The organism is Streptomyces sp. NPDC002309, assembly GCF_053593375.1.
On the sequence record NZ_JBSFCI010000014.1, the window covers coordinates 1 to 18657 of the forward strand.

The following is an 18657-nucleotide window of genomic DNA, read 5'->3' on the forward strand; positions in this document are numbered from 1 at the left end:
GATGTGCATCAGCCAGCCGACCGCAGCCGCGAGGGCGGCCGAGGCGAGAAGGCCGGTGCCGATCAGCCGCGCGCGGGGCCCGCGGAGCTGCTGGACATCGATCTCCAGACCGGCGAGGAACAACAGGAAGCCCAGGCCGATGACCGACAGCAACTCGACAGCGTTGTCCGCCGCGACGACGTGCAGCACGGCCGGGCCGAGGACGATGCCCGCCAGGATTTCGAGCACCGCACCGGGGAGGGGAAGCCGGGGGACGGTGGCGAGCACAAGCGGCACACCGGCCGCTACGGCCAGCACGATCAGAAGGTTGTCGTAGCCCATCGGGACTCCAGCCACCACGCGTGTCTGCGCGGCCTCTCAGAAGGGCTTGTAGGGCAGGTACTTTCCGTCCAGGGTGATCACGGCGCGCTCGCCGCCCTCGGGGTCGGCGACCTTCTTCACGTCGATCTTGAAGTTGATCGCGGAGATGATGCCGTCGCCGAACTCCTCGTGGACCAGGGCCTTGAGCGTGGTGCCGTAGACCTGGAGGATCTCGTAGAAGCGGTAGATCGTGGGGTCGGTGGGGATACCGCCCTCGATCGAGCCGCGGGTGGGAATGGTGCGCAGCAGCATCGCCGCGTCGTTGTCCAGGCCGAGGAGCTCGGCGACGGCCGTGGCCGACTTCTCCGGCAGGGCGTGCTGGCCGAGGACGGCGGCGGTGACGAACGCGACCGAGAGGCCGGCGGCGTCCGCGATCTGCTGCCAGGTGAGGTCCTTGCGGGTCTTGGCCGCGACTGCGGCGATCGCGAGCTGCTGACGGACGTTGCCGTCGAACTGAGCGTGCCCCATGGGAATGGTTCCTTTCAGCCGGTCCGTCCCCTGAGGTTGCAGGGGTCGGGAAGAAGTGGTTCCAGGGATGCGGTCAGGCCGGGCCGGGGACGGAGTGAAGAGATGGGGCAGGCCGCGGGGGCGGGTGCGTGCCGGTGTCGGGTTCTTCGACGGTTCCGGTGGCGACGTCGAAGATCCGGCCGTGCGTCCGCAGGCTGTCCTCAGCCGACGCGCGGGCCGCCGGTCAGCGTTCGCGCAGCGCCGCGACGGCTTCCGCCGTTGTCCACGTCGCACTGGCCAGGTAGCGGTAGTTGATGAGCGCGGAGAGGTACCCGTCGCCTTCGGGAAGCCGTGCTCCGGCTGTGGCGTCACGCACGACGGCCACTTCGAAGCCCTGCTCGATGAGTTCGCGCAGATGGCTCTCGACACACAGATTGGCGGCCATGCCGGCCAGGACGACCTGTGAGACTCCGTGCTTGCGCAGCTGAAGCACGAGGTCGTTCGACTCGGGCCCGAAGATCTTGTGCGGCGAGGTGATGACGGTCCTGCCGTCGAGTATGTGCTCCCGGTAGGCGGGCAGGAAGTCGGCTCCGGAGTCCGCGAAGCCGTCGAGAGCGAGAGGGCTCCGGCGTTTGAACATGCCCACCTGGTGCATGAACTGCTCCAGCGGCCCGCCGAACTGCCAGGCGTCGTCGGACGGGTAATAGTAGTGCGGCGAGATGGCCACGGTGATGTCAGCGGCCTTCGCGGCTTCGAGCAGTTGCCCGATATGGGAAACGGTGCCGTTGTCGGTGATGCTGGCGCCGAAGACCTCCCAGGTGGCACCGGCCGGGCTGAGGAAGTCGATCTGCGGGTCGGTGACGACGAGAGCCGTGCGTGAGAGGTCGAGACGGAAGCCGCTGTCCGGAAGCCCGGGCGCGGAGGGCTCCGCGTAGGGGTCGGCCGGGGTGGACGCCATGCGTGGACTCCTTGGTAGCTCGAAGCTGCAAGAGCAACTGCTTGCAGATACAGAAATCGATCTGTCGCGATTTGCCCATTTTAGGGGGTTGACCAGATAGCGCCTGGATCTGTGACAGGGCCGCAACCGCGACCGAGGCGGACCAGGGTCCGACGCGAGGGGGATCCTGGTCGTTGTGATCACACGCCGCGCCCCCCATACCCTTCGCGGTGGGCCCGCGATGGGGCGCCCTGCCTCCGGAGCCGGGATGACCTTCTCGCCTGTCGAAGGAAGTCGGCGGGTCGACCGACCAGCTGACCGTCGTGCTGCGCGAGAGCGGGCTGCGCCGCCTGACCCCGCTCGCCGATGCCTCGTACGGGACGGTCCGCCTCCTGGGGCTGCTCGCCCTGCGTGCGGGACGAGCGCGTCGACCCGCCGGTTGTAGGCGGTGACGATCGAGTTCAGCTTGGCGGTGTCCATGTTCAGGACGATGCCCTGGCCCAGCTGGCTCGCGCCCTTGGCGACGCCTTTGAGCAGGCCCTTGACGTCGTCCATGCCGACGCCGTCCTTGAGGTCGACCTCGACCTTGGGGATCGCGTCGCGCACGGCCTCGATGTAGACGTCCCACACCTCGCGATTGAGGTGGACGGCCGCCTCGGCGAACTCGTAGAGGAGATCGCCGACTTTCTGAGCCGTGTCGAACAGCACGGTCATCGCGGGGTGGGTGGCGGTCTGCGAGGAGGAGCTGTCGTGTTTCCACTCGTAGTTCTCGCGGCGCTGGCCCCATGCCGTCGTGCCCCACAGCGAACTGCAGAACTGGCGCATCGTGTCGTACCACTCGCTGTGGGTCTGCTGCGTGATGCTGCCGACGTTCCCGGTCAGCCCGCTCTCCGCCATGGAGAGCGAGGTGGTCGTCGCCATCCACGCCTTGGACAGCGAGTTCAGGTAGTGCTGCTGGGGGAACGGATGGACCTCGGCGACCTTGCCCATTCGGAAGGCGTGCTTCACCACCACGGGCCTCAGCACCTCCCGGACCGGCTCGGGCACCCACTCGATGATCCGGCGGACGAAGTCGTCGCCGCCGCCGTCGTCGCCCCACCTCATTCGGCACGGAGCCGTAGGCGGGCGGCTTCTCGATGACCTTCGGCAACGGCTGGACGACCGGCTTCGCCTTCCCCGTGGGGTCGTTGGCCGCTTCCGCCTTCGCGTAGGTGTTGGCCGTCGAGGTGAAGCCGACCGCCGCTCCCCCGATGCTGACGACGCTCTTGGCCCACACCTCGAGGAAGCGGTTGCCGACCTTGACGTACGACGTGGCGAACGCCTGGGGCGAGGTGCCGTAGCCGCCGGCGTCCGGGTACTTCTGCAGATCGTCGAGGAGACTCTTGGCACCTCTCTCCATCACCGTCTGCTGGCTCGCCACACCGCAGGAGACGCGGTGGAGGTCGGTCGGCTTGACGTCGATGGTGCCGTTCTGGCCCGGCGTTGGTGTCCCCATCAGCCGGCCCCCCAGCCGCGCAGCACGGCCTGGTGCGCTGCCGCATAGTTGATGTGGCTCTTGGTCGCGCACTCGTGCAGCCACTTCTGGGCCGCCTGGAGGTCCTGGGCCGAGCGGCGACCGAGTACCTGCGGAGGCTGCTGCCGGTCCTCGCGGACGAGGGCGTGCTGTCGGCGCGCACCGACAAGGAGCTGCCATTCATCCTGTTCGCCGCGGTCGGCCGGGCTTCCGCACTCGACGACTTCTGACACAGGCATGTCGAGGAGGCGTTGTGACGGTTGCACGTAAGTGAACCGTCGTTGTGATCAAGCAGTGATTGACAGCGCGGTTGTCCACGTCGGATGGTGCTTCATCGGACGACTGGGGTGGAAAAGTGGAACGGCAGCGGTATGTGGAGCGGTGCTCGGAGCTCTTCGCGGTGGGTGGCTACGCGGCTGTGAGAGCAGCGGCTGAAGCGGGGCTGGAGGAACTCGGACCGGATCCGGTTCTCTTCCGCTGGCTCGGACAGGCACACGCCGCGGAGGACGAGGAGGACCACGATCGTGAGGCTGAGGCCGCGTATCGCAAGGGCCTCGCATTGGCCGGGGACGATCTCGGGCTCCTGGTGTCGTATCTGGAGCTGTGCCTTCGCTCGGACGCTTTCGAATACCCAGGTCGGGCGCGCCGTGCGGTGGCTCTGCAAGAGAAAATCGAAGAGTTGGCTCCTCCTGGTTCAGCTGAACGCGAGCGCGTCGATGCTGTCACCGGCTGGGCCGGACGAGGCTATTGGGACGATCTGAGCGTAGCCGCTGCTCGTGGGCAGGCTGAGCAGGCAGCCACAGCGGAGCAGAGCGTCCTGGTCACCGACGCGCTGCGGCAAGCCGCTCGCGGGGACTCCGGCCAGGACCCAGGAGAGGACCTCCAGGCCGCTGAACTTGCCGCGGCTGTAGAGCTCCTGCAAGGGGCCCGTAACGCGCCGCTACGGCTGCTCCTCGCACACCGGGTCGGAGCGTATGTGCTGACGTTCGTCGCATCGTTCGGTGTGAACAAGGCATTGGTATGGGGCGGCGTCCTGGACTTCAGCCTGTGGGGCTGGTTGTTCTGGATCCCCCTGTTCGCTGCCGAAGCCAAGCTCCGCCAGGCCAAGAGGCTGGGACGGGAGCGTGTCATCGCGCGCATACAGGAGCGCCACGACGAGATGAACCGCTCCGCGATGCCGACTCCCCCGTCATCCACTTGAGCAATCATGGTGTACGCAGCTCACTCGAAGGTGCCGGTCGGGCACATGCCACACGGCAGACCGCTGGGACCGGCCACTAGGAGCGTCCGCCCCACTTCGCGTGGGGCTTCGGCTACGACCCTGCGGGAGCCCGGCCTGACCCCCTGCACGCTGCGCTGAAGGCGGTCGAAGTCGTCCCACGTCCACTGCGGCCGTACGGCCGCACAGCCGTTCAGCCGTGGTGGGCGCGGACTCCCGCGGCCGCGCCCACCACGGGGTCCCTCGGCCCGGCGGGGCCTTACGCCGCCTCGCGCTCCCGGCCCCGGTGGTCGCGGACGATCTCCGCGTAGCGGTGGCCCGAGCCCTTGATGGTGCGGACCTGCGTGGCGTAGTCGACGTGGACCAGCCCGAAGCGCTTGTCGTAGCCGTAGGCCCACTCGAAGTTGTCCAGCAGCGACCAGGCGAAGTACCCGGCCAGCGGTGCCCCCTTGCGGGCGGCCGAGGCGCACGCCGCCAGGTGCTGGGTCAGGTACGCCTGGCGCTCCGGGTCGTCGATCGTGCCGTCGGGGCGGACCATGTCCGGGAAGGAGGAGCCGTTCTCCGTGACGTACAGCTTGCGCGGGCCGTACTCCTCCGTGAGGCGCAGCAGCAGTTCCTCGATGCCGCTCGCGTCGATCTCCCAGTCCATGCCGGTGCGCGGGACGCCGTCGCGCCGGACGGCGCGCACCTGGGGGGCGGGGGCGGTGGGGTCGTCGGCGACCGTCTGCGGGAAGTAGTAGTTCAGGCCCAGCCAGTCCAGCTCGGCCCCGATGGCCGCCATGTCGCCGGGCTGCTCGGGGAGTTCGACGCCGTAGACCTCGCGCATGTCCTGGGGGAAGCCCCGGCCGTGCACCGGGTCCAGCCACCAGCGGTTGGTGTGGCCGTCCATGCGGCGGGCCGCGTCCAGGTCCTCGGGCCGGTCGGTCGCGGCGTGGATCGTGGAGAGGTTGTTGACGATGCCGACCTGGGCGCGCGGGGCCGCCGACCTGATCGCCTGCATGCCCAGGCCGTGGGCGAGGAGCAGGTGGTAGGAGGCGCGGACCGCCGCGGTCAGGTCGGTCCAGCCGGGGGCCATCTTGCCTTCCAGGTGGCCGATCCAGGCGGAGCACAGGGGCTCGTTGAGCGTCGCCCAGTGGGACACGCGGTCGCCGAGGCGCTCGGCCACCACGGCCGCGTACGCCGCGAAGTGCTCGGCGGTCTCGCGCTCCGGCCAGCCGCCGCGGTCCTGGAGCGCCTGGGGCAGGTCCCAGTGGTAGAGGGTGACGGAGGGGGTGATGCCCGCCTCCAGCAGACCGTCGACCAGTTCGTCGTAGAAGGCCAGGCCCTTGGGGTTCACCGGGCCGTCGCCGCCGGGGACGACGCGCGGCCAGGCGATCGACAGCCGGTAGGCGTTGGTGCCCAGCCGGCGCATCAGGCCGATGTCCTCACGCCAGCGGTGGTAGTGGTCGCAGGCCACGTCGCCGTGGTCGTCGCCCGCGATCTTGCCGGGGGTGTGCGAGAACGTGTCCCAGATCGACGGCGAGCGGCCGTCCTCCGCCACGGCTCCCTCGATCTGGTACGCCGAGGTGGCCGTGCCCCACAGGAAGTCGTGCGGGAGTGCGGCGAGGTCGATGGTCACGGAGGTCCCTTCGGATGCGGATGCGTCGGTCACTTGACGGCCCCGGCCGTCAGTCCGGCGACGAGATAGCGCTGGAGCAGCAGGAAGCCCGCGACCACGGGGACGCTCACCACGAGCGAGGCTGCCATGATCTGGTTCCAGTAGACGTCGTTGAGCGTGGAGTAGCCCTGGAGGCCGACCGCCAGGGTGCGGGTGGTCTCGTTGGTCATCACCGACGCGAACAGCACCTCGCCCCACGCGGTCATGAAGGCGTAGACGGCGACCGCGACGATGCCGGGGATCGCGGCCGGCACGACGACCTGGAACAGGGCGCGCAGCGGGCCGCAGCCGTCGACCAGCGCCGCCTCGTCCAGGTCGCGCGGGACCGAGTCGAAGTACCCGATCAGCATCCAGATCGAGAACGGCAGGGAGAAGGTGAGGTAGGTGAGGATCAGGCCGCCCCGGGAGCCGAACAGGGCGATTCCGGTGGCGTTGCCGATGTTGACGTAGATGAGGAACAGCGGCAGCAGGAACAGGATGCCGGGGAACATCTGCGTCGAGAGCACGGTGACCGAGAAGACGCGCTTGCCGGGGAAGTCGTAGCGGCTGACGGCGTAGGCGGCGAAGACCGCGATCACCACCGAGCAGACCGTGGCCGCGCCCGCCACGATGAGGGAGTTCACGAAGTACCGCGCGAGCGGGACCGTGGACCAGATGTCGACGTACGGGCGGAAGGTCAGCTCGCTGGGCAGCCAGCGGAACGTGCCGGTGACGTCCTGGAGCGGCTTCAGGGAGCTGGAGAGCATCACGTACACCGGCAGCAGGACGAAGCCGGTGAGCAGGGTCAGGAAGATCCGGCGGGTCCACAGGAAGGAGCGGGGCGCCGCCATCGGGGACCTAGGCATGGGTGGACCTCCGGCCGCGTGACGTCAGCAGCAGGTACACGCCCGTCACCACGAGCAGGAAGAGGAGCAGCAGCACGGACATGGCCGAGCCGGTGCCGAAGTTCCAGGTGACGAACGACGACTGGTAGATGTGGATGGAGATGAGGTCGGCCGCCGCCGGGGCCGCCTTGCCGAACAGGACGTACGGCGTGTTGAAGTCGTTGAAGGTCCACAGGAAGAGGACCAGGATCAGCACCTGGTTGACCGGGCGCAGCGAGGGCAGGGTGATGCGGCGGATCTGCTGCCACACGCCGGCGCCGTCCAGGGCCGCCGCCTCGTACAGGTCCCTGGGGATGTTCTGCAGGCCCGCCATGACGATCAGGAAGGCGAACGGCCAGCCCTTCCAGACGGAGACGACGAGCAGGGCGATGAAGCTGTTGTCGCCGATCAGCCAGAAGGAGGGCTTGTCGGTGAGGCCCAACTGGTCGTGCAGGACGTGGTTCACCAGGCCGTTGTCGTGCTGGAACATGAACGCCCAGGTGATGACGGCGGCGTAGACGGGCAGCGCGTAGGGGATAAGGAACAGGGCGCGCAGCAGGCCGCGTCCGCGGAACGCGTCCTGCATGCAGATCGCGGCGGCCGTGCCGATGAACCAGCACAGCCCGACGGACAGGACGGTGAAGGCGCAGGTGATGAGGAACGAGTCGAGCAGCGCCTGGCCGACGGGGGCGTCGAAGTCCACCGACATGCGGTAGTTGTCGACGCCGGTCCACGGGGCGAGGCTCCAGTCCCGGATGTAGAACTGGGTCAGTTCCTTGAAGCTCATCACGATGCCGATGACCATCGGCACCAGGTGGACGAGGAGTTCGAGGGCCAGCGCGGGGAGCAGCAGCAGGTAGGGCAGGCCGATCCGGCGGATCCGCCCGGTGCGGCGGCGGGGGCCGCGCGCCGCACCGGGGGAGGTCTTGCCGACCGTCCGCTCACCGGGCCCCGCGGGGGCGGTGGTGGTGGTCATGGGGGTGTCCGGGCTCACTTCGTCGGCATCTGCTGCTGGGCCTTGGTGAGAGCCGCCTTCACCGACTCATCGGTCACCGTGCGGCCGGCCGCCGCGTCGGCGAACAGTTCCTTGACCGCCGTGCCGACGACGGTCTCGAACTGGGACTCGTCCGGGACCTGGGGCAGCGCGGTGGCGCTGTTCGCCAGGGTCTCGCGCAGGACGGCCGTGGCGGGGGCGTTGAACGCCGCGTCGGACTGGGCCGCCTTGACCGGCGGGATGGAGCCGTACGCCTTGTTGAGGATCTTCTGCTCGGCGTCGCTGGTCATGAACTTCACGAACTCGGTGGCGCCGTCGAGGTTGTCGGAGTTCTTGAACACCGCCATGTTGATGCCGGCGACCATGGAGTTGGTGCTCGCGCCGGTACCGGGCGCACCGGACTGGACGGGGGCCGGCGCCACGCCCCACTCGTCCTCCTTCATGCCCATCGACGCGAAGGTGGCCGAGGCGGTCTGCCACAGGACCATCGCCGTCTTGCCCTTGGCGAAGTCGCTCAGTGACTGGTTCTGCGCGTACTCGGCGTTGCCCGGCGCGATGATCTTGTCCTTGGCCATCATGTCGACGTACTGCTTGACGGCCGCGACCGCGCCGTCGGAGGTGAAGTCGGGCTTGCCGTCGGCGGTGAAGAAGTCGGCGTCGTGCTGCTTGCCGAGGACGAAGACCTGGTGGATGTTGTTCGACAGGTTGGAACCCTCGGCGCCGAGGCCCCACTTGCCGTCCTTGGCGATCTTCTTGCCGGTCGCGACCAGCTCGTCCCAGGTGGCCGGGGGCTGCGAGATGCCCGCGTCGGCGAACATCTTCTTGTTGTAGTAGAGCGCGTACGCCATCGAGTACAGCGGTACGGCGGCCGGGTCCTGGCCCTGGGCGCCGGTCGAGCCGAGGGCGGAGTCGACGAAGCGGTCCTTGCCGCCGATCTTGTCGAGGTTCTTCGCGTCCCAGGGCAGCAGCGCGCCGGTGGCCTGGAGGGAGGCGCTCCAGGTGTTGCCGATGTTGAGCACGTCCGGGCCCTGACCGGAGGTGGTGGCGGTGAGGATGCGGTTGAGCAGGTCGGACCAGGGCACGACCTCCAGCTTCACCTTGATGCCGGTCTGCTTCTCGAACTTGTCGAGCTCGGGCTGGAGGACCTCCTTGTCGACCTCGACGCTGGCGCCCTGGTTGGAGGCCCAGTAGGTCAGCGTCTTGGGCGAGTCGTTGGACCCGCCGCCCGAGGCGGAACCGCCTCCGCAGGCCGAGGCGGTCAGAGCGAGAGACAGGGTGACGGCGCCTACGGCCGCGGCTCGGATGCTGCGCATGGCTCCTGGTGTCCCTTCCGGGAGTCGAGAAGTCCGAGGACGGCCCGGAGGCGCACGACGCCCGTTCGCGTTCACGCCCCGAAGCCCCTCAGGGCTTAATTTAGGACGTGAGTTAAACCTCAGGAGAAGAGCGCGTCAAGATGTCCGGCAGCGGCTCTTGACGGGGCCCACCGGACGCGGGGCGCACCCGGGGACCGTGAACGACGGGCGCGCCCCGATGACCTGGGACGATGGTCCGGACCTGCGACGGCACCCGTCGAGGCGGCGTTGTGCAACGGTTGGGTCTCGGCCGGCCGCGGACCCCGGGGAGCGCCCAACTCCTGTACGCCCCTTGGCCGTCGGCGCCGTCTCCCGACCTTGGGACCCCGGGCACGGGCACCACCGTCGTCATGACGGCGGTGGTGCCCGTCGCGTGACCGCGCGCCGGCGGCGGCCCCGCCCCGCGCCGCTCGCGCAGGCGGGGCCGCCCTCGGCGCTACCGGGCGGCCGTCGCGGTGGCCGTCACGGTCGCCGGTGCCGGCGCGTAGCCGGTGGGCCGGGCGGTGAAGGTGCCGCGGCCCTGGGTGCGGCTGCGCAACCGGGTCGCGTAGCCGAACAGTTCGGCCAGCGGCACGGTGGCGGTGACGACCGCCGAACCCGCCCGGCCTTGCGAACCGGAGACCCGGCCGCGCCGCGCGGCGAGGTCACCGAGGACACCGCCCACGGCCTCCTCGGGCACGGTGACCGTGACCTCGACGACCGGCTCCAGCAGGGCCATCCCGCAGACGCGCAGCGCGCCTTGCAGACCGGCCCGGCCGGCCGTCCGGAACGCCATCTCGGACGAGTCCTTCACATGGGTCGCCCCGTCGGTCAGCGTCACCCGCACCCCGGTCACCGGATGCCCGCCGAGCGGCCCGTCGGCCAGGGCGTCCCGGCAGCCGGCCTCGACGGCGCGCACGTACTCCTGCGGTACGCGCCCGCCGACGACCGCCGAGCGGAACTCGAACCCGCTCTCCAGCGGCTCGACGTCCAGGACGACATGGGCGAACTGGCCCGCGCCGCCGTCCTGTTTGACGTGCCGGTGGACATGCCCGGCCACACCGCGCACCACCGTCTCGCGGTACGTGACCCGGGGCCTGCCGACGTTGACGTCCAGCCCGTGGCCGCGCCGCAGCTTCTCCACCGCCACCTCCAGGTGCAGTTCGCCCATGCCGGACAGCACGGTCTGCCCGGTCTCGGGATCGGTCCGCGCGACCAGCGACGGGTCCTCCTCGGCCAGCCGGGCGAGTGCCGTGGCCAGCCGGTCGGTGTCGGTGGACGTACGGGCCTCGACGGCCACGGTGACGACCGGTTCGGCCACGCTCGGCGGCTCCAGGACGAGCGGCGCGTCCGGCGCGCACAGGGTCGACCCGGCGCGGGCGGACTTCAGCCCGACCACGGCCACGATGTCGCCCGCGACGGCCCGGTCCACCTGCGCGTGCCGGTCGGCCTGCACCCGCAGGATCCGCCCGATCCGCTCGGTGCGCCGGGTGCCCGACTCCCACACGGTGTCCCCCTTCTCCATCGTCCCCGAGTACAGCCGGACATACGTCAGACGTCCCGTCGGCGTCGCGCTGACCTTGAACGCCAGCGCCGCGAGGGGTGCCCCCGGATCGGCCGGGCGTTCCTCGCCGCCGGTGCCGCGCACCGCGGGCACGTCCAGCGGCGACGGCAGATACGCCACGACCGCGTCGAGCAGCGGCTCGATGCCGCGGTTGCGGTACGCCGAGCCGCACAGGACGACGACACCGTCGCCGCTGCGGGTGAGGTCCCGCAGGGCCGCCGCGAGCGTCTCCTCCGACAGCTCCGCTCCGGAGCAGAACTCCTCCAGTGCCTGCGGGTGCAGTTCGGCGACCGCTTCCTCCAGGAGCCGTCGCCGTCGCCGGGCCTCGTCCAGCAGGTCCGGCGGCACGGGTTGCGGCACGGCGGTCCCGTCGCCGTCGGCCCAGATCAGCGCCCGCATCCGGAGCAGGTCGACGACGCCGGTGAAGCCGTCCTCGCTGCCGATGGGCAGTTGCACGACCAGCGGGGCCGGGTGCAGCCGGTCGCGGATCGAGGCCACGGCCGCGTCGAGGTCGGCACCCGCCCGGTCCAGCTTGTTGACGAACGCGATCCTCGGTACGCCGTACCGGTCGGCCTGCCTCCAGACGGACTCGCTCTGCGGTTCGACACCGGCGACGGCGTCGAACACGGCGACCGCCCCGTCCAGCACCCGCAGGGAACGTTCCACCTCGTCGGCGAAGTCGACGTGCCCGGGGGTGTCGATCAGGTTGATCCGGTGCCCGTCCCAGGCGCAGGAGACGGCCGCGGCGAAGATGGTGATGCCCCGATCGCGTTCCTGGGGGTCGAAGTCGGTGACGGTGGTGCCGTCGTGGACCTCACCGCGACGGTGGGTGGTGCCGGTGGCGTAGAGGACGCGTTCGGTGAGGGTGGTCTTGCCGGCGTCGACGTGGGCGAGGATGCCCAGGTTGCGGACGGCGGTGAGGTGTCGGTCGAGTGCGGTGCGCACGGCCCTTGGCCTTTCGGGGTGATGTGTGTGCGTGGGCGGCGCGATGTCCGGACGTGACGTGAAGCGGCGTGCGTGCGCGAGGCGTCGGGGTGATGCGGATACTCGTACGCTCGTGCGCCTGCGCTCAGATGTTCGTCACGGCCTTCCGGTGCCGGCCGCGCAGCGGGCACCGGAAGGCCGAGGACACGAGGATCACCTCGTAGCGGGAGCGGGGAACGACGACAGCGGCACGATCACGCATGGCCCGTCCCCCCTCACTCGACTCGCTTGACGACAACGACGCGAGTGTAAGGAGAACGGTTCGCCGACCGCACGGCATTTTCGGATCCGGGGTCGGTCCGGTCCTAGGGCTTACAGACCATCAGCACGTAATCCTGATCTTGCTTTCCGGTTCGTTGCCCTGCGCGAGGACGGGTGCCCGGAGGGGCGCGACGGCAGCGGGTGGGGTGGTCGCCGGTGCGGCGGTCGCCGGTGCGGTGACGATGTCGTGCGCTTCGAGCAGTACGCTCCGGGCGTGAGCGGGTCTCGTCACGGTCTGAGGGGACCGCACGTCAACCGGTACGCCTCCTGGATCCAGGGTTCCGTGGTCTTGGGGTTCACCCCACAGGCCAGGGACGCACCGACATCGCCCGACCAGGTGGTCACGCTGCCGTAGACGTCGCGGCCGGGACAGCTCACGGTGAAGCTCGCATCGACGACCCGCACTCCCTCGGCCTGGACGAAACGCCCCCCGTGCCCGAGGGAGTCAACCTTGACGGGGTGGCGCCGACGGTCGGCGGATTCCTCCCCCGGAGTCGCCAGTTCCTCGACGTCCCACCACTTGAGGTGCTTGGCGAGCGCGGCGAGAGCCTGGTGCCGTGATACGCGGTCGTCGCTCATGCTGACCTGGGGCACTATGTTGCGGACGAGCCCCGGGTGAAACGTGACCCAGTCGTCGCTCTTTCGGACTTCCACGACCGGCGAGACTTCGGTCAGTCGCCACTCCCGGTGCACCGAGGTCCACCGGAAGGTCCCGCCCGCACAGGACGGCGTGGACGCTGTGGCCTTGTTCTCGGCCTCGGTCGTCTGCCTCGCCGCCGGCTTTTCGGCCGCGGCCGTACAGGCGGACGTCGACGCCGCAACCGCGCACAGCAGCGCCACCATCGCCCACCCATGACGTCGTGTCATCCTGCCGCGTGCCATTCGCTGTTGTTCCGCTCGCTCAAGCGCCGGCCCCCGGCCGGTCGGGAAAATGGATCAAGATCCAGGAGTCTGCGACTGTAGGCCTTCTGACCAGCCAAAACAGAGTTTGTGATGCAGTCGTGACGCACCGGGGCGGAGTGACGCCGTCATGGGTCCCCCACGTGATGGGGATCGCCACATGTGTCACCGACACGGGCGGGTGACCTGTCACTGCCTTGGTTTGCTTACAGTCCGTCAAGGACGGCGAGGCGCATGACGGGTCAGGCAGTCCCGCGGCTCACTTCGGAAAGCGTGGCGGCCTCGCCGACCGCGGCAAGCAGTTCGATGGGGAACTCTCGATCCCCTTGGCCGACGATGAGTCCGAGCCAGCGGCCAGTGGACGGCACCTGCCACATCTGCATGCTCCCAGCAAGGTTGCACAGGGAGACCAGGGGCTCGGGCGCCTCGATGTCTGGGCAGTCCGGGTTGTCGAGCCCCAGGTACGGCCACAGATCGACCACCGTCGGACTACCCCAACGTCCGGCCAGCACCGTGACCAGTGCGGTGAGGTCTGCCTCCAACTCCACCTCGGCTGCCGTGACCGTCTCCAGATCAGGAACGTCCCAGAAGTCCCGGCTCCGCCGGAGAGCAGCGATGTGATACCCGGCCCCGCTCCGTCCGTGTTGCGTCTCCGACTGGCCTTCCTGTTCGGGGAACGGCAGAGCAATCAAGGCATCGATGATCGACAGCTGCTCCTCAGTGGAACCTGCGGACCAGGGCTGGTTCGGCATGGCCGGAGTGTAGGGCTGGTGACAGACGTCGCGCCCAGTCACCACCAGCAAGATCACGATCTATGGATGGAACACCAGTAGGGCTTGGTCCGGCGTGTAGAACTGCTGCCGGACCCGTCGTAGCCATGCCTCGGCTGCCCTCTCATCGGGCTGTTCGGGCAGGACGCCGGGCGTCGCGTCGAAGGCTTCCTCGAAGTGGCGCAGCAGCGGCAGCGCGGACGACGGGTCGGCGGCGGCCCGCTCGCCGAAGGCGTGGTAGCTCTCGGGGTCCTCGACCCGGACGGTCAGCCGGCCGGTGGCGTACAACTCGTAGCCCTGGGTGCACAGCCGCTTGAGGTGCCGGGCGTGCTTGGCGGTGCGCGTGCGGATGCCCGGATCACCGGCGCGGTTCTGGAGCTTGCGGAACTGCTGTGTGGCGTACCCGAGATACGCGTCACGGACCCGGCCGGCGCACAGAAGGGTCGACCGGATACCGATCAGCTCCTCACCGAGAGGGGTCCTCACCTCGTACAACTCCTCCGGCAGCCAGACCAGTTCCATGACGGTCGGGTTTCCGCCGAGCGCGAGCCGGCACCACTTCGCCGCCTCGTGCAGGGTGTGGTCGGGTGCGGTGGTGACGTGGGTCTCCTTCGGGCCGTGCAGGCCGTGCAGGGTCTCGGTGGGGGCGGCGAACATGCCGAGCCGGTCCACGTCGGAGCCCTCGCGGGCGAGGCCGTACGCCGTCGAGCCGACGACGCCGGACAGCAGGATGTTGGTAACGGTCACGGAAGTCCCCCGGTCTCGGATCGCTCGCCCTTCGTTTCGGTGGCGAGGACGGCGGCGGACCGTCATGATGCCGTGTGCACGGCACTGACGGCCTGCCCTTTTCCGCCCACCGGCCCCTTCCGGCACGCCCCTCGGGTTCCTCCAGCGTTCACAGCCGCATCACATTCACGCCTTCGAGCGCGCCCGGTCTCGAACTAGCGTCCAGGAGTCGACCGTCCGGATCACCCCGATCCCGGTGACCTGAACGGTCTTCACGATCACCCCGATTTTCACGAGTGAGGTTCCGATGTCCGCACGACATGCCCTTGTCGGCCTGGCCCTGCTGCCGGTGCTGGCCGCCCCGACCGCCGCCCAGGCGACGACGGACGCCCCGCACGCGTCGTCCCACAAGGCGCGCTTCGACCTCCAGGCCCACCGCGGCGGCCTCGGCATGACGACCGAGAGCACGCTGGAGGGGTTCGGCAAGGCGCTGCGGCTGGGCGTCTCCACCCTGGAGCTGGACACCCAGGTCACCAAGGACCACAAGGTCGTCGTCACGCACGACCGGCAGGTCAGCGCGCAGAAGTGCAAGGACACGGCACCGGTCGTGCCGGGCGACGCGCAGTACCCGTACGTCGGGAAGTACATCAAGGACCTGACGCTGGCGCAGATCAAGACCATGGACTGCGGCTTCCAGCAGCTGCCCGGCCACCCCGAGCAGGAGCAGATCGCGGGCGCCCGGATGGCCGAACTCCGGGACGTGCTGAACCTGGTCAAGCGCTACAAGGCCAAGGACGTCACCCTCAACATCGAGACGAAGGTCGAGGCGGGCGCGCCCGAGCAGACCGCGCCGCGTGAGCTGTTCGTGCGCCGGGTGTTCGAGGAGATCCGCGCCTCCGGCCTGGAGCGCCAGGTCAGCATCCAGTCCTTCGACTGGGGCGCGCTGAAGGCGATGCACAAGCTGGCGCCGCGCTGGCCGCTGGTGGCGCTGACCAACTACGACTTCCTCCAGGTCGGCAAGGACGGCGCCTCGCCCTGGCTGGGCGGGATCGACGCCGACGACTACGACGGCGACTTCGTGAAGGCCGCCGCGACCGTCCCGGGTGTCAAGGCCCTCTCCCCCAACTACGGCTTCCCGCAGAACGGCAAGATCGGCGACCCCGGCTTCCGCTTCTACCCCGACTCCACGATGATCCGCGACGCGCACGCCCGGGGCCTGAAGGTCGTCCCGTGGACCTGCGACGACCCGGCGACCGTGGCGGCGCTCATGGACATGGGCGTCGACGGCATCATCACGAACTACCCGAACCGCGTCCGCGAGCTGATGGCGGACCGCGGGATGCGGCTGCCGAAGCCGCACTTCCCGCGCCACTGACGCGGGTCGCCCGTGGACGGGCCGGCGGACGTCCGGCCCGTGACGGCCCCGCTGACCCGGGGCACCCTCGCGCGGGCCGGGCGGTCGTCCCGGCCCGCGACGGCGTATCGTCACCGGCGGACGGCCGGTGATCACAGGGGTGGGCCCGGCGGGGCGTACAGCACTTCGGGGGTGTCCGTGGCCGCGCGTCCGTGCGGGGACCTGTTCCGACGACGGCCCTGGCGGGGGCGTGACGAGGACGGGCGGACCACCTGGACACGCGGCCGCGTCACGGCGACCCTGGGCCTGCTGGTCGCCCTCCCGCTGCTCTTCCCGTCGCTCGTGCCGAGCACGCCGGGCAATGTGGGCGGCCTGACCGAGAACTTCCTGCCCTGGCTCGGCGTGCCGGTAGCGCCGCTGCTCGCCGTGGCCGCCCTGCGCCGGTCGGCGAGCGGGCTCACGGCCGGGGTCGCGGCCGCCGTGGTCTGGATCGCCCAGTTCGGCCCGTCGTGGGCACCCCGGGAACCCGGCGACCACGACCTGGCGGTGGTGCAGCACAACGTCAGCGACGTGAACGAGGACCCGGCGGCCACGGCACGCTCGCTCGTCGAGGCCGGACCTGATCTGCTGGCGCTCCAGGAACTCACGGAGGAAGCGCTCCCCGACTACGAGGCGGCGTTCAGGAGCCGTTACCCGCATCACGTCGTGGTCGGGACGGTCGGCCTGTGGTCGCGGTACCTGCTGACGGACGGGGGCGCGGCGGACATCCGGCCCGAGGAGGTCCCGGGCGACTGGAACCGGGGGCTGCGCGCCGTCGTCCGGTTCGGACCGGAGCACGCGGTCGCCGTGTACGTGGCGCATCTGCCCTCGGTGCGGATCAGGCCGGCCGCCGGATTCGACACCCGGTGGCGCGACGAGAGCGCGCGGCTGCTGGGAGAGAGGGTCGCCGCCGAGAGGACGGACACGGTGATCGTCGCGGGCGACCTCAACGGCACGACGCGGGACCGCGGCCTGGACCCGCTGACGTCCCGGCTGCGCTTCGCGGACGAGGACTTCGAGTTCAGCTGGCCCACCGTGTTCCCCGTCGCCAGGATCGACCAGGTGATGACGCGGGGCGGCACGGTGACGGACGTCCGGACCCTCCCCGCGACGGGAAGCGACCACCTTCCGGTGCTGGCCCGGATCGCGTTGGATGACGAGCGGGACGGCACAGGCACCTAGGACCGGCCGTCCGACAGGGGCTACCACCCGGCAGGCCGGCGACTGGACCCTCGCCGAAGCACTCCGCGCCGCGAAACCATTGACGGCAATGGTCCATACCAATACGTTCCCACCCATGTTAAGAACCCTGAGAAGACTGGCCGTTGCCACCTGCTCCCTGTCGCTGCTCGCCGTCCTCGCCCCGGCGGCCGGAACAGCCGTCGCCGGGGAGTCGCACTCCGCGACCTCCCAGCACGGCAAGCACGGTAAGCACGGCAAGCGGGTGGGCTACTTCACGCAGTGGGGCGTGTACGGCCGCGACTTCCAGGTCAAGGACCTGGACACGAGCGGTCAGGCGGCCAGGCTGACGCACATCAACTACGCCTTCGGCAACGTGAACGCCGAAGGCGAGTGCTTCACCGGGAACGTGCCGGGCGAGGCCGACGCCTGGGCCGACTACGCGCGCCCCCTCGACGCCGCGAACTCCGTGGACGGCGTCGCCGACACCGACACGCAGCAGCTCGCCGGCAACTTCAACCAGCTGCGTGAGCTCAAGGCGAAACATCCCGGCCTCAAGGTGCTGATCTCGCTGGGCGGCTGGAGCTGGTCCACCCACTTCTCCGACGCCGCGCTGACCCCGGCCTCGCGCAAGAAGTTCGTGTCCTCCTGCATCGACCTGTACATCAAGGGCAACCTGCCGGTCGACGGCGCGCGCGGTGGCGCGGGCTCGGCGGCCGGGCTGTTCGACGGCGTGGACCTGGACTGGGAGTGGCCCGGTTCGCCGGGTGACACGGACACGGTCTACCGGCCCGAGGACAAGCGGAACTTCACCGCCCTCGTGCACGAGTTCCGCACCCAGCTCGACGCGTACGCCAAGAGCCAGGCACCGCGCGGCAAGAAGGCCAGGCACTACGAACTGACGGCGTTCGTACCGGCCGCTCCGGGCGCGATCGACGCCGGGTTCGACATCCCGCGCATCATGCGGGACTTCGACTTCGTGAACCTCCAGGGGTACGACTACCACGTGTCGGGCCAGCCCACGACGGCCCAGCAGTCGGCCCTGTTCGCGCCGGGCGACTTCAGCGTGGACCGGACGGTCCGGGACTGGGTGCGCAGGGGCGCCCAGCCCCGCAAGCTGGTGGTCGGCATGCCGTTCTACGGGCAGGGCTGGACCGGGGTGAGCGGTGGCGGCGACGGCCTCGGCCAGCCGGCCACCGGTCCGGCGAAGGCCACGTACGCGGACGGCTACGAGGACTACAAGGTCCTCAAGGGTCTGGCCTCCTCCGGCGCGTACACCGTGCACCGCGACCGCTGGAACGGCAGCGCGTGGCTCTTCGACGGCACGACGCTGTGGACGTACGACGACCCGAAGGTCCTGAAGACCAAGGCCTCGTACATCCGCAAGCTCGGTCTGGGCGGCGCGATGTTCTGGTCGATGGACGGCGACACGGCCGACGGCGAGCTGACGGCGGCGGTGGACAAGGGCCTCAACGGCCGCTGATCCACGGTCGGATGACGGACCTCGGCACCTGACACAGGTGCCGAGGTCCGGGCGTGAGCCATCAGGCCGGACCGCC

General features: G+C 69.8%; 16 protein-coding genes and 2 pseudogenes. 6 read left to right on the forward strand and 12 right to left on the reverse strand.

From position 1 onward, the window contains the following. The 3 genes from ACWCPM_RS13990 to ACWCPM_RS14000 form a co-directional block, all read right to left on the reverse strand. Nucleotides 1-321 (reverse strand): cation:proton antiporter domain-containing protein (locus ACWCPM_RS13990; protein WP_450976392.1); only part of this gene is annotated, 321 nt, incomplete at its 3' end. A 36-nt stretch (nt 322-357) separates the two neighbouring features. Further along, entirely contained in the window at nt 358-828 is a 471-nt protein-coding gene (gene cynS, locus ACWCPM_RS13995; protein WP_450976393.1) for a cyanase, read from the reverse strand. 223 nt (nt 829-1051) lie between these two features. After that, complete coding sequence (locus ACWCPM_RS14000) at nt 1052-1765, reverse strand: cysteine hydrolase (protein WP_450976502.1); 714 nt, start codon at nt 1763-1765, stop codon at nt 1052-1054. A 266-nt stretch (nt 1766-2031) separates the two neighbouring features. Here ACWCPM_RS14000 and ACWCPM_RS14005 point away from each other — a divergent pair. Further along, a pseudogene (locus ACWCPM_RS14005) lies at nt 2032-2154 on the forward strand (AAA family ATPase); the annotation flags it as partial. A 1084-nt stretch (nt 2155-3238) separates the two neighbouring features. Here the strand turns inward: ACWCPM_RS14005 and ACWCPM_RS14010 are convergent. Beyond that, a pseudogene (locus ACWCPM_RS14010) lies at nt 3239-3355 on the reverse strand (WXG100 family type VII secretion target); the annotation flags it as partial. Here ACWCPM_RS14010 and ACWCPM_RS14015 point away from each other — a divergent pair. Together ACWCPM_RS14015 and ACWCPM_RS14020 are read left to right on the forward strand one after the other, a co-directional pair. Further along, entirely contained in the window at nt 3314-3487 is a 174-nt protein-coding gene (locus ACWCPM_RS14015; RefSeq protein WP_450976509.1) for a hypothetical protein, read from the forward strand. The pseudogene ACWCPM_RS14010 and the gene ACWCPM_RS14015 sit on opposite strands and share 42 nt — an antisense overlap. Before the next feature lie 125 nt (nt 3488-3612). After that, nucleotides 3613-4458 (forward strand): hypothetical protein, encoded by an 846-nt coding sequence (locus ACWCPM_RS14020; RefSeq protein ID WP_450976394.1) that lies wholly within the window; start codon nt 3613-3615, stop codon nt 4456-4458. 277 nt (nt 4459-4735) lie between these two features. On the opposite strand, the gene ACWCPM_RS14025 is transcribed toward ACWCPM_RS14020, so the two are convergent. The 8 genes from ACWCPM_RS14025 to ACWCPM_RS14060 form a co-directional block, all read right to left on the reverse strand. Next, nucleotides 4736-6094, reverse strand: a complete 1359-nt coding sequence (locus ACWCPM_RS14025) for a GH1 family beta-glucosidase (protein WP_450976395.1) — start codon at nt 6092-6094, stop codon at nt 4736-4738. Between the two features lie 29 nt (nt 6095-6123). After that, on the reverse strand, nt 6124-6963 hold the full coding sequence (locus tag ACWCPM_RS14030) for a carbohydrate ABC transporter permease (protein WP_450976503.1): 840 nt from the start codon (nt 6961-6963) through the stop codon (nt 6124-6126). A gap of 7 nt (nt 6964-6970) precedes the next feature. Beyond that, nucleotides 6971-7972, reverse strand: coding sequence for a carbohydrate ABC transporter permease (locus ACWCPM_RS14035; RefSeq protein ID WP_450976396.1), 1002 nt, complete (start codon nt 7970-7972; stop codon nt 6971-6973). Between the two features lie 14 nt (nt 7973-7986). Then, entirely contained in the window at nt 7987-9303 is a 1317-nt protein-coding gene (locus ACWCPM_RS14040) for an ABC transporter substrate-binding protein (protein ID WP_450976397.1), read from the reverse strand. Between the two features lie 475 nt (nt 9304-9778). Continuing rightward, nucleotides 9779-11830: an elongation factor G gene (gene fusA / locus ACWCPM_RS14045; protein WP_450976398.1), complete on the reverse strand. Its 2052-nt coding sequence runs from the start codon at nt 11828-11830 to the stop codon at nt 9779-9781. 528 nt (nt 11831-12358) lie between these two features. Next, nucleotides 12359-12997 (reverse strand): hypothetical protein, encoded by a 639-nt coding sequence (locus ACWCPM_RS14050; protein ID WP_450976399.1) that lies wholly within the window; start codon nt 12995-12997, stop codon nt 12359-12361. Nucleotides 12998-13272: 275 nt separating this feature from the next. After that, the gene (locus ACWCPM_RS14055; protein WP_450976400.1) at nt 13273-13782 is read right to left on the reverse strand and encodes a hypothetical protein; all 510 of its coding nucleotides are present in this window, start codon (nt 13780-13782) and stop codon (nt 13273-13275) included. Between the two features lie 60 nt (nt 13783-13842). Next, nucleotides 13843-14547: a nucleotidyltransferase domain-containing protein gene (locus tag ACWCPM_RS14060; RefSeq protein ID WP_450976401.1), complete on the reverse strand. Its 705-nt coding sequence runs from the start codon at nt 14545-14547 to the stop codon at nt 13843-13845. Nucleotides 14548-14833: 286 nt separating this feature from the next. Here ACWCPM_RS14060 and ACWCPM_RS14065 point away from each other — a divergent pair, with 286 nt between their 5' ends. The 3 genes from ACWCPM_RS14065 to ACWCPM_RS14075 all read left to right on the forward strand — a co-directional run bounded on the left by ACWCPM_RS14065 (nt 14834) and on the right by ACWCPM_RS14075 (nt 18581). Then, the gene (locus ACWCPM_RS14065) at nt 14834-15901 is read left to right on the forward strand and encodes a glycerophosphodiester phosphodiesterase family protein (protein ID WP_450976402.1); all 1068 of its coding nucleotides are present in this window, start codon (nt 14834-14836) and stop codon (nt 15899-15901) included. A 177-nt stretch (nt 15902-16078) separates the two neighbouring features. Then, nucleotides 16079-17101 (forward strand): endonuclease/exonuclease/phosphatase family protein, encoded by a 1023-nt coding sequence (locus ACWCPM_RS14070; RefSeq protein ID WP_450976403.1) that lies wholly within the window; start codon nt 16079-16081, stop codon nt 17099-17101. 115 nt (nt 17102-17216) lie between these two features. After that, nucleotides 17217-18581: a glycoside hydrolase family 18 protein gene (locus ACWCPM_RS14075; protein WP_450976404.1), complete on the forward strand. Its 1365-nt coding sequence runs from the start codon at nt 17217-17219 to the stop codon at nt 18579-18581. Nucleotides 18582-18657 lie beyond the last annotated feature (76 nt).

Excerpts from the sequence above, each read along its gene's own strand:
- cynS (WP_450976393.1), bottom strand. The coding sequence starts at position 828 with ATGGGGCACGCTCAGTTCGACGGCAACGTCCGTCAGCAGCTCGCGATC.
- ACWCPM_RS14000 (WP_450976502.1), bottom strand. The coding sequence starts at position 1,765 with ATGGCGTCCACCCCGGCCGACCCCTACGCGGAGCCCTCCGCGCCCGGG.
- ACWCPM_RS14030 (WP_450976503.1), bottom strand. The coding sequence starts at position 6,963 with ATGGCGGCGCCCCGCTCCTTCCTGTGGACCCGCCGGATCTTCCTGACC.
- ACWCPM_RS14035 (WP_450976396.1), bottom strand. The coding sequence starts at position 7,972 with ATGACCACCACCACCGCCCCCGCGGGGCCCGGTGAGCGGACGGTCGGC.
- ACWCPM_RS14040 (WP_450976397.1), bottom strand. The coding sequence starts at position 9,303 with ATGCGCAGCATCCGAGCCGCGGCCGTAGGCGCCGTCACCCTGTCTCTC.
- ACWCPM_RS14050 (WP_450976399.1), bottom strand. The coding sequence starts at position 12,997 with ATGACACGACGTCATGGGTGGGCGATGGTGGCGCTGCTGTGCGCGGTT.
- ACWCPM_RS14055 (WP_450976400.1), bottom strand. The coding sequence starts at position 13,782 with ATGCCGAACCAGCCCTGGTCCGCAGGTTCCACTGAGGAGCAGCTGTCG.
- ACWCPM_RS14065 (WP_450976402.1), top strand. The coding sequence starts at position 14,834 with ATGTCCGCACGACATGCCCTTGTCGGCCTGGCCCTGCTGCCGGTGCTG.
- ACWCPM_RS14075 (WP_450976404.1), top strand. The coding sequence starts at position 17,217 with ATGTTAAGAACCCTGAGAAGACTGGCCGTTGCCACCTGCTCCCTGTCG.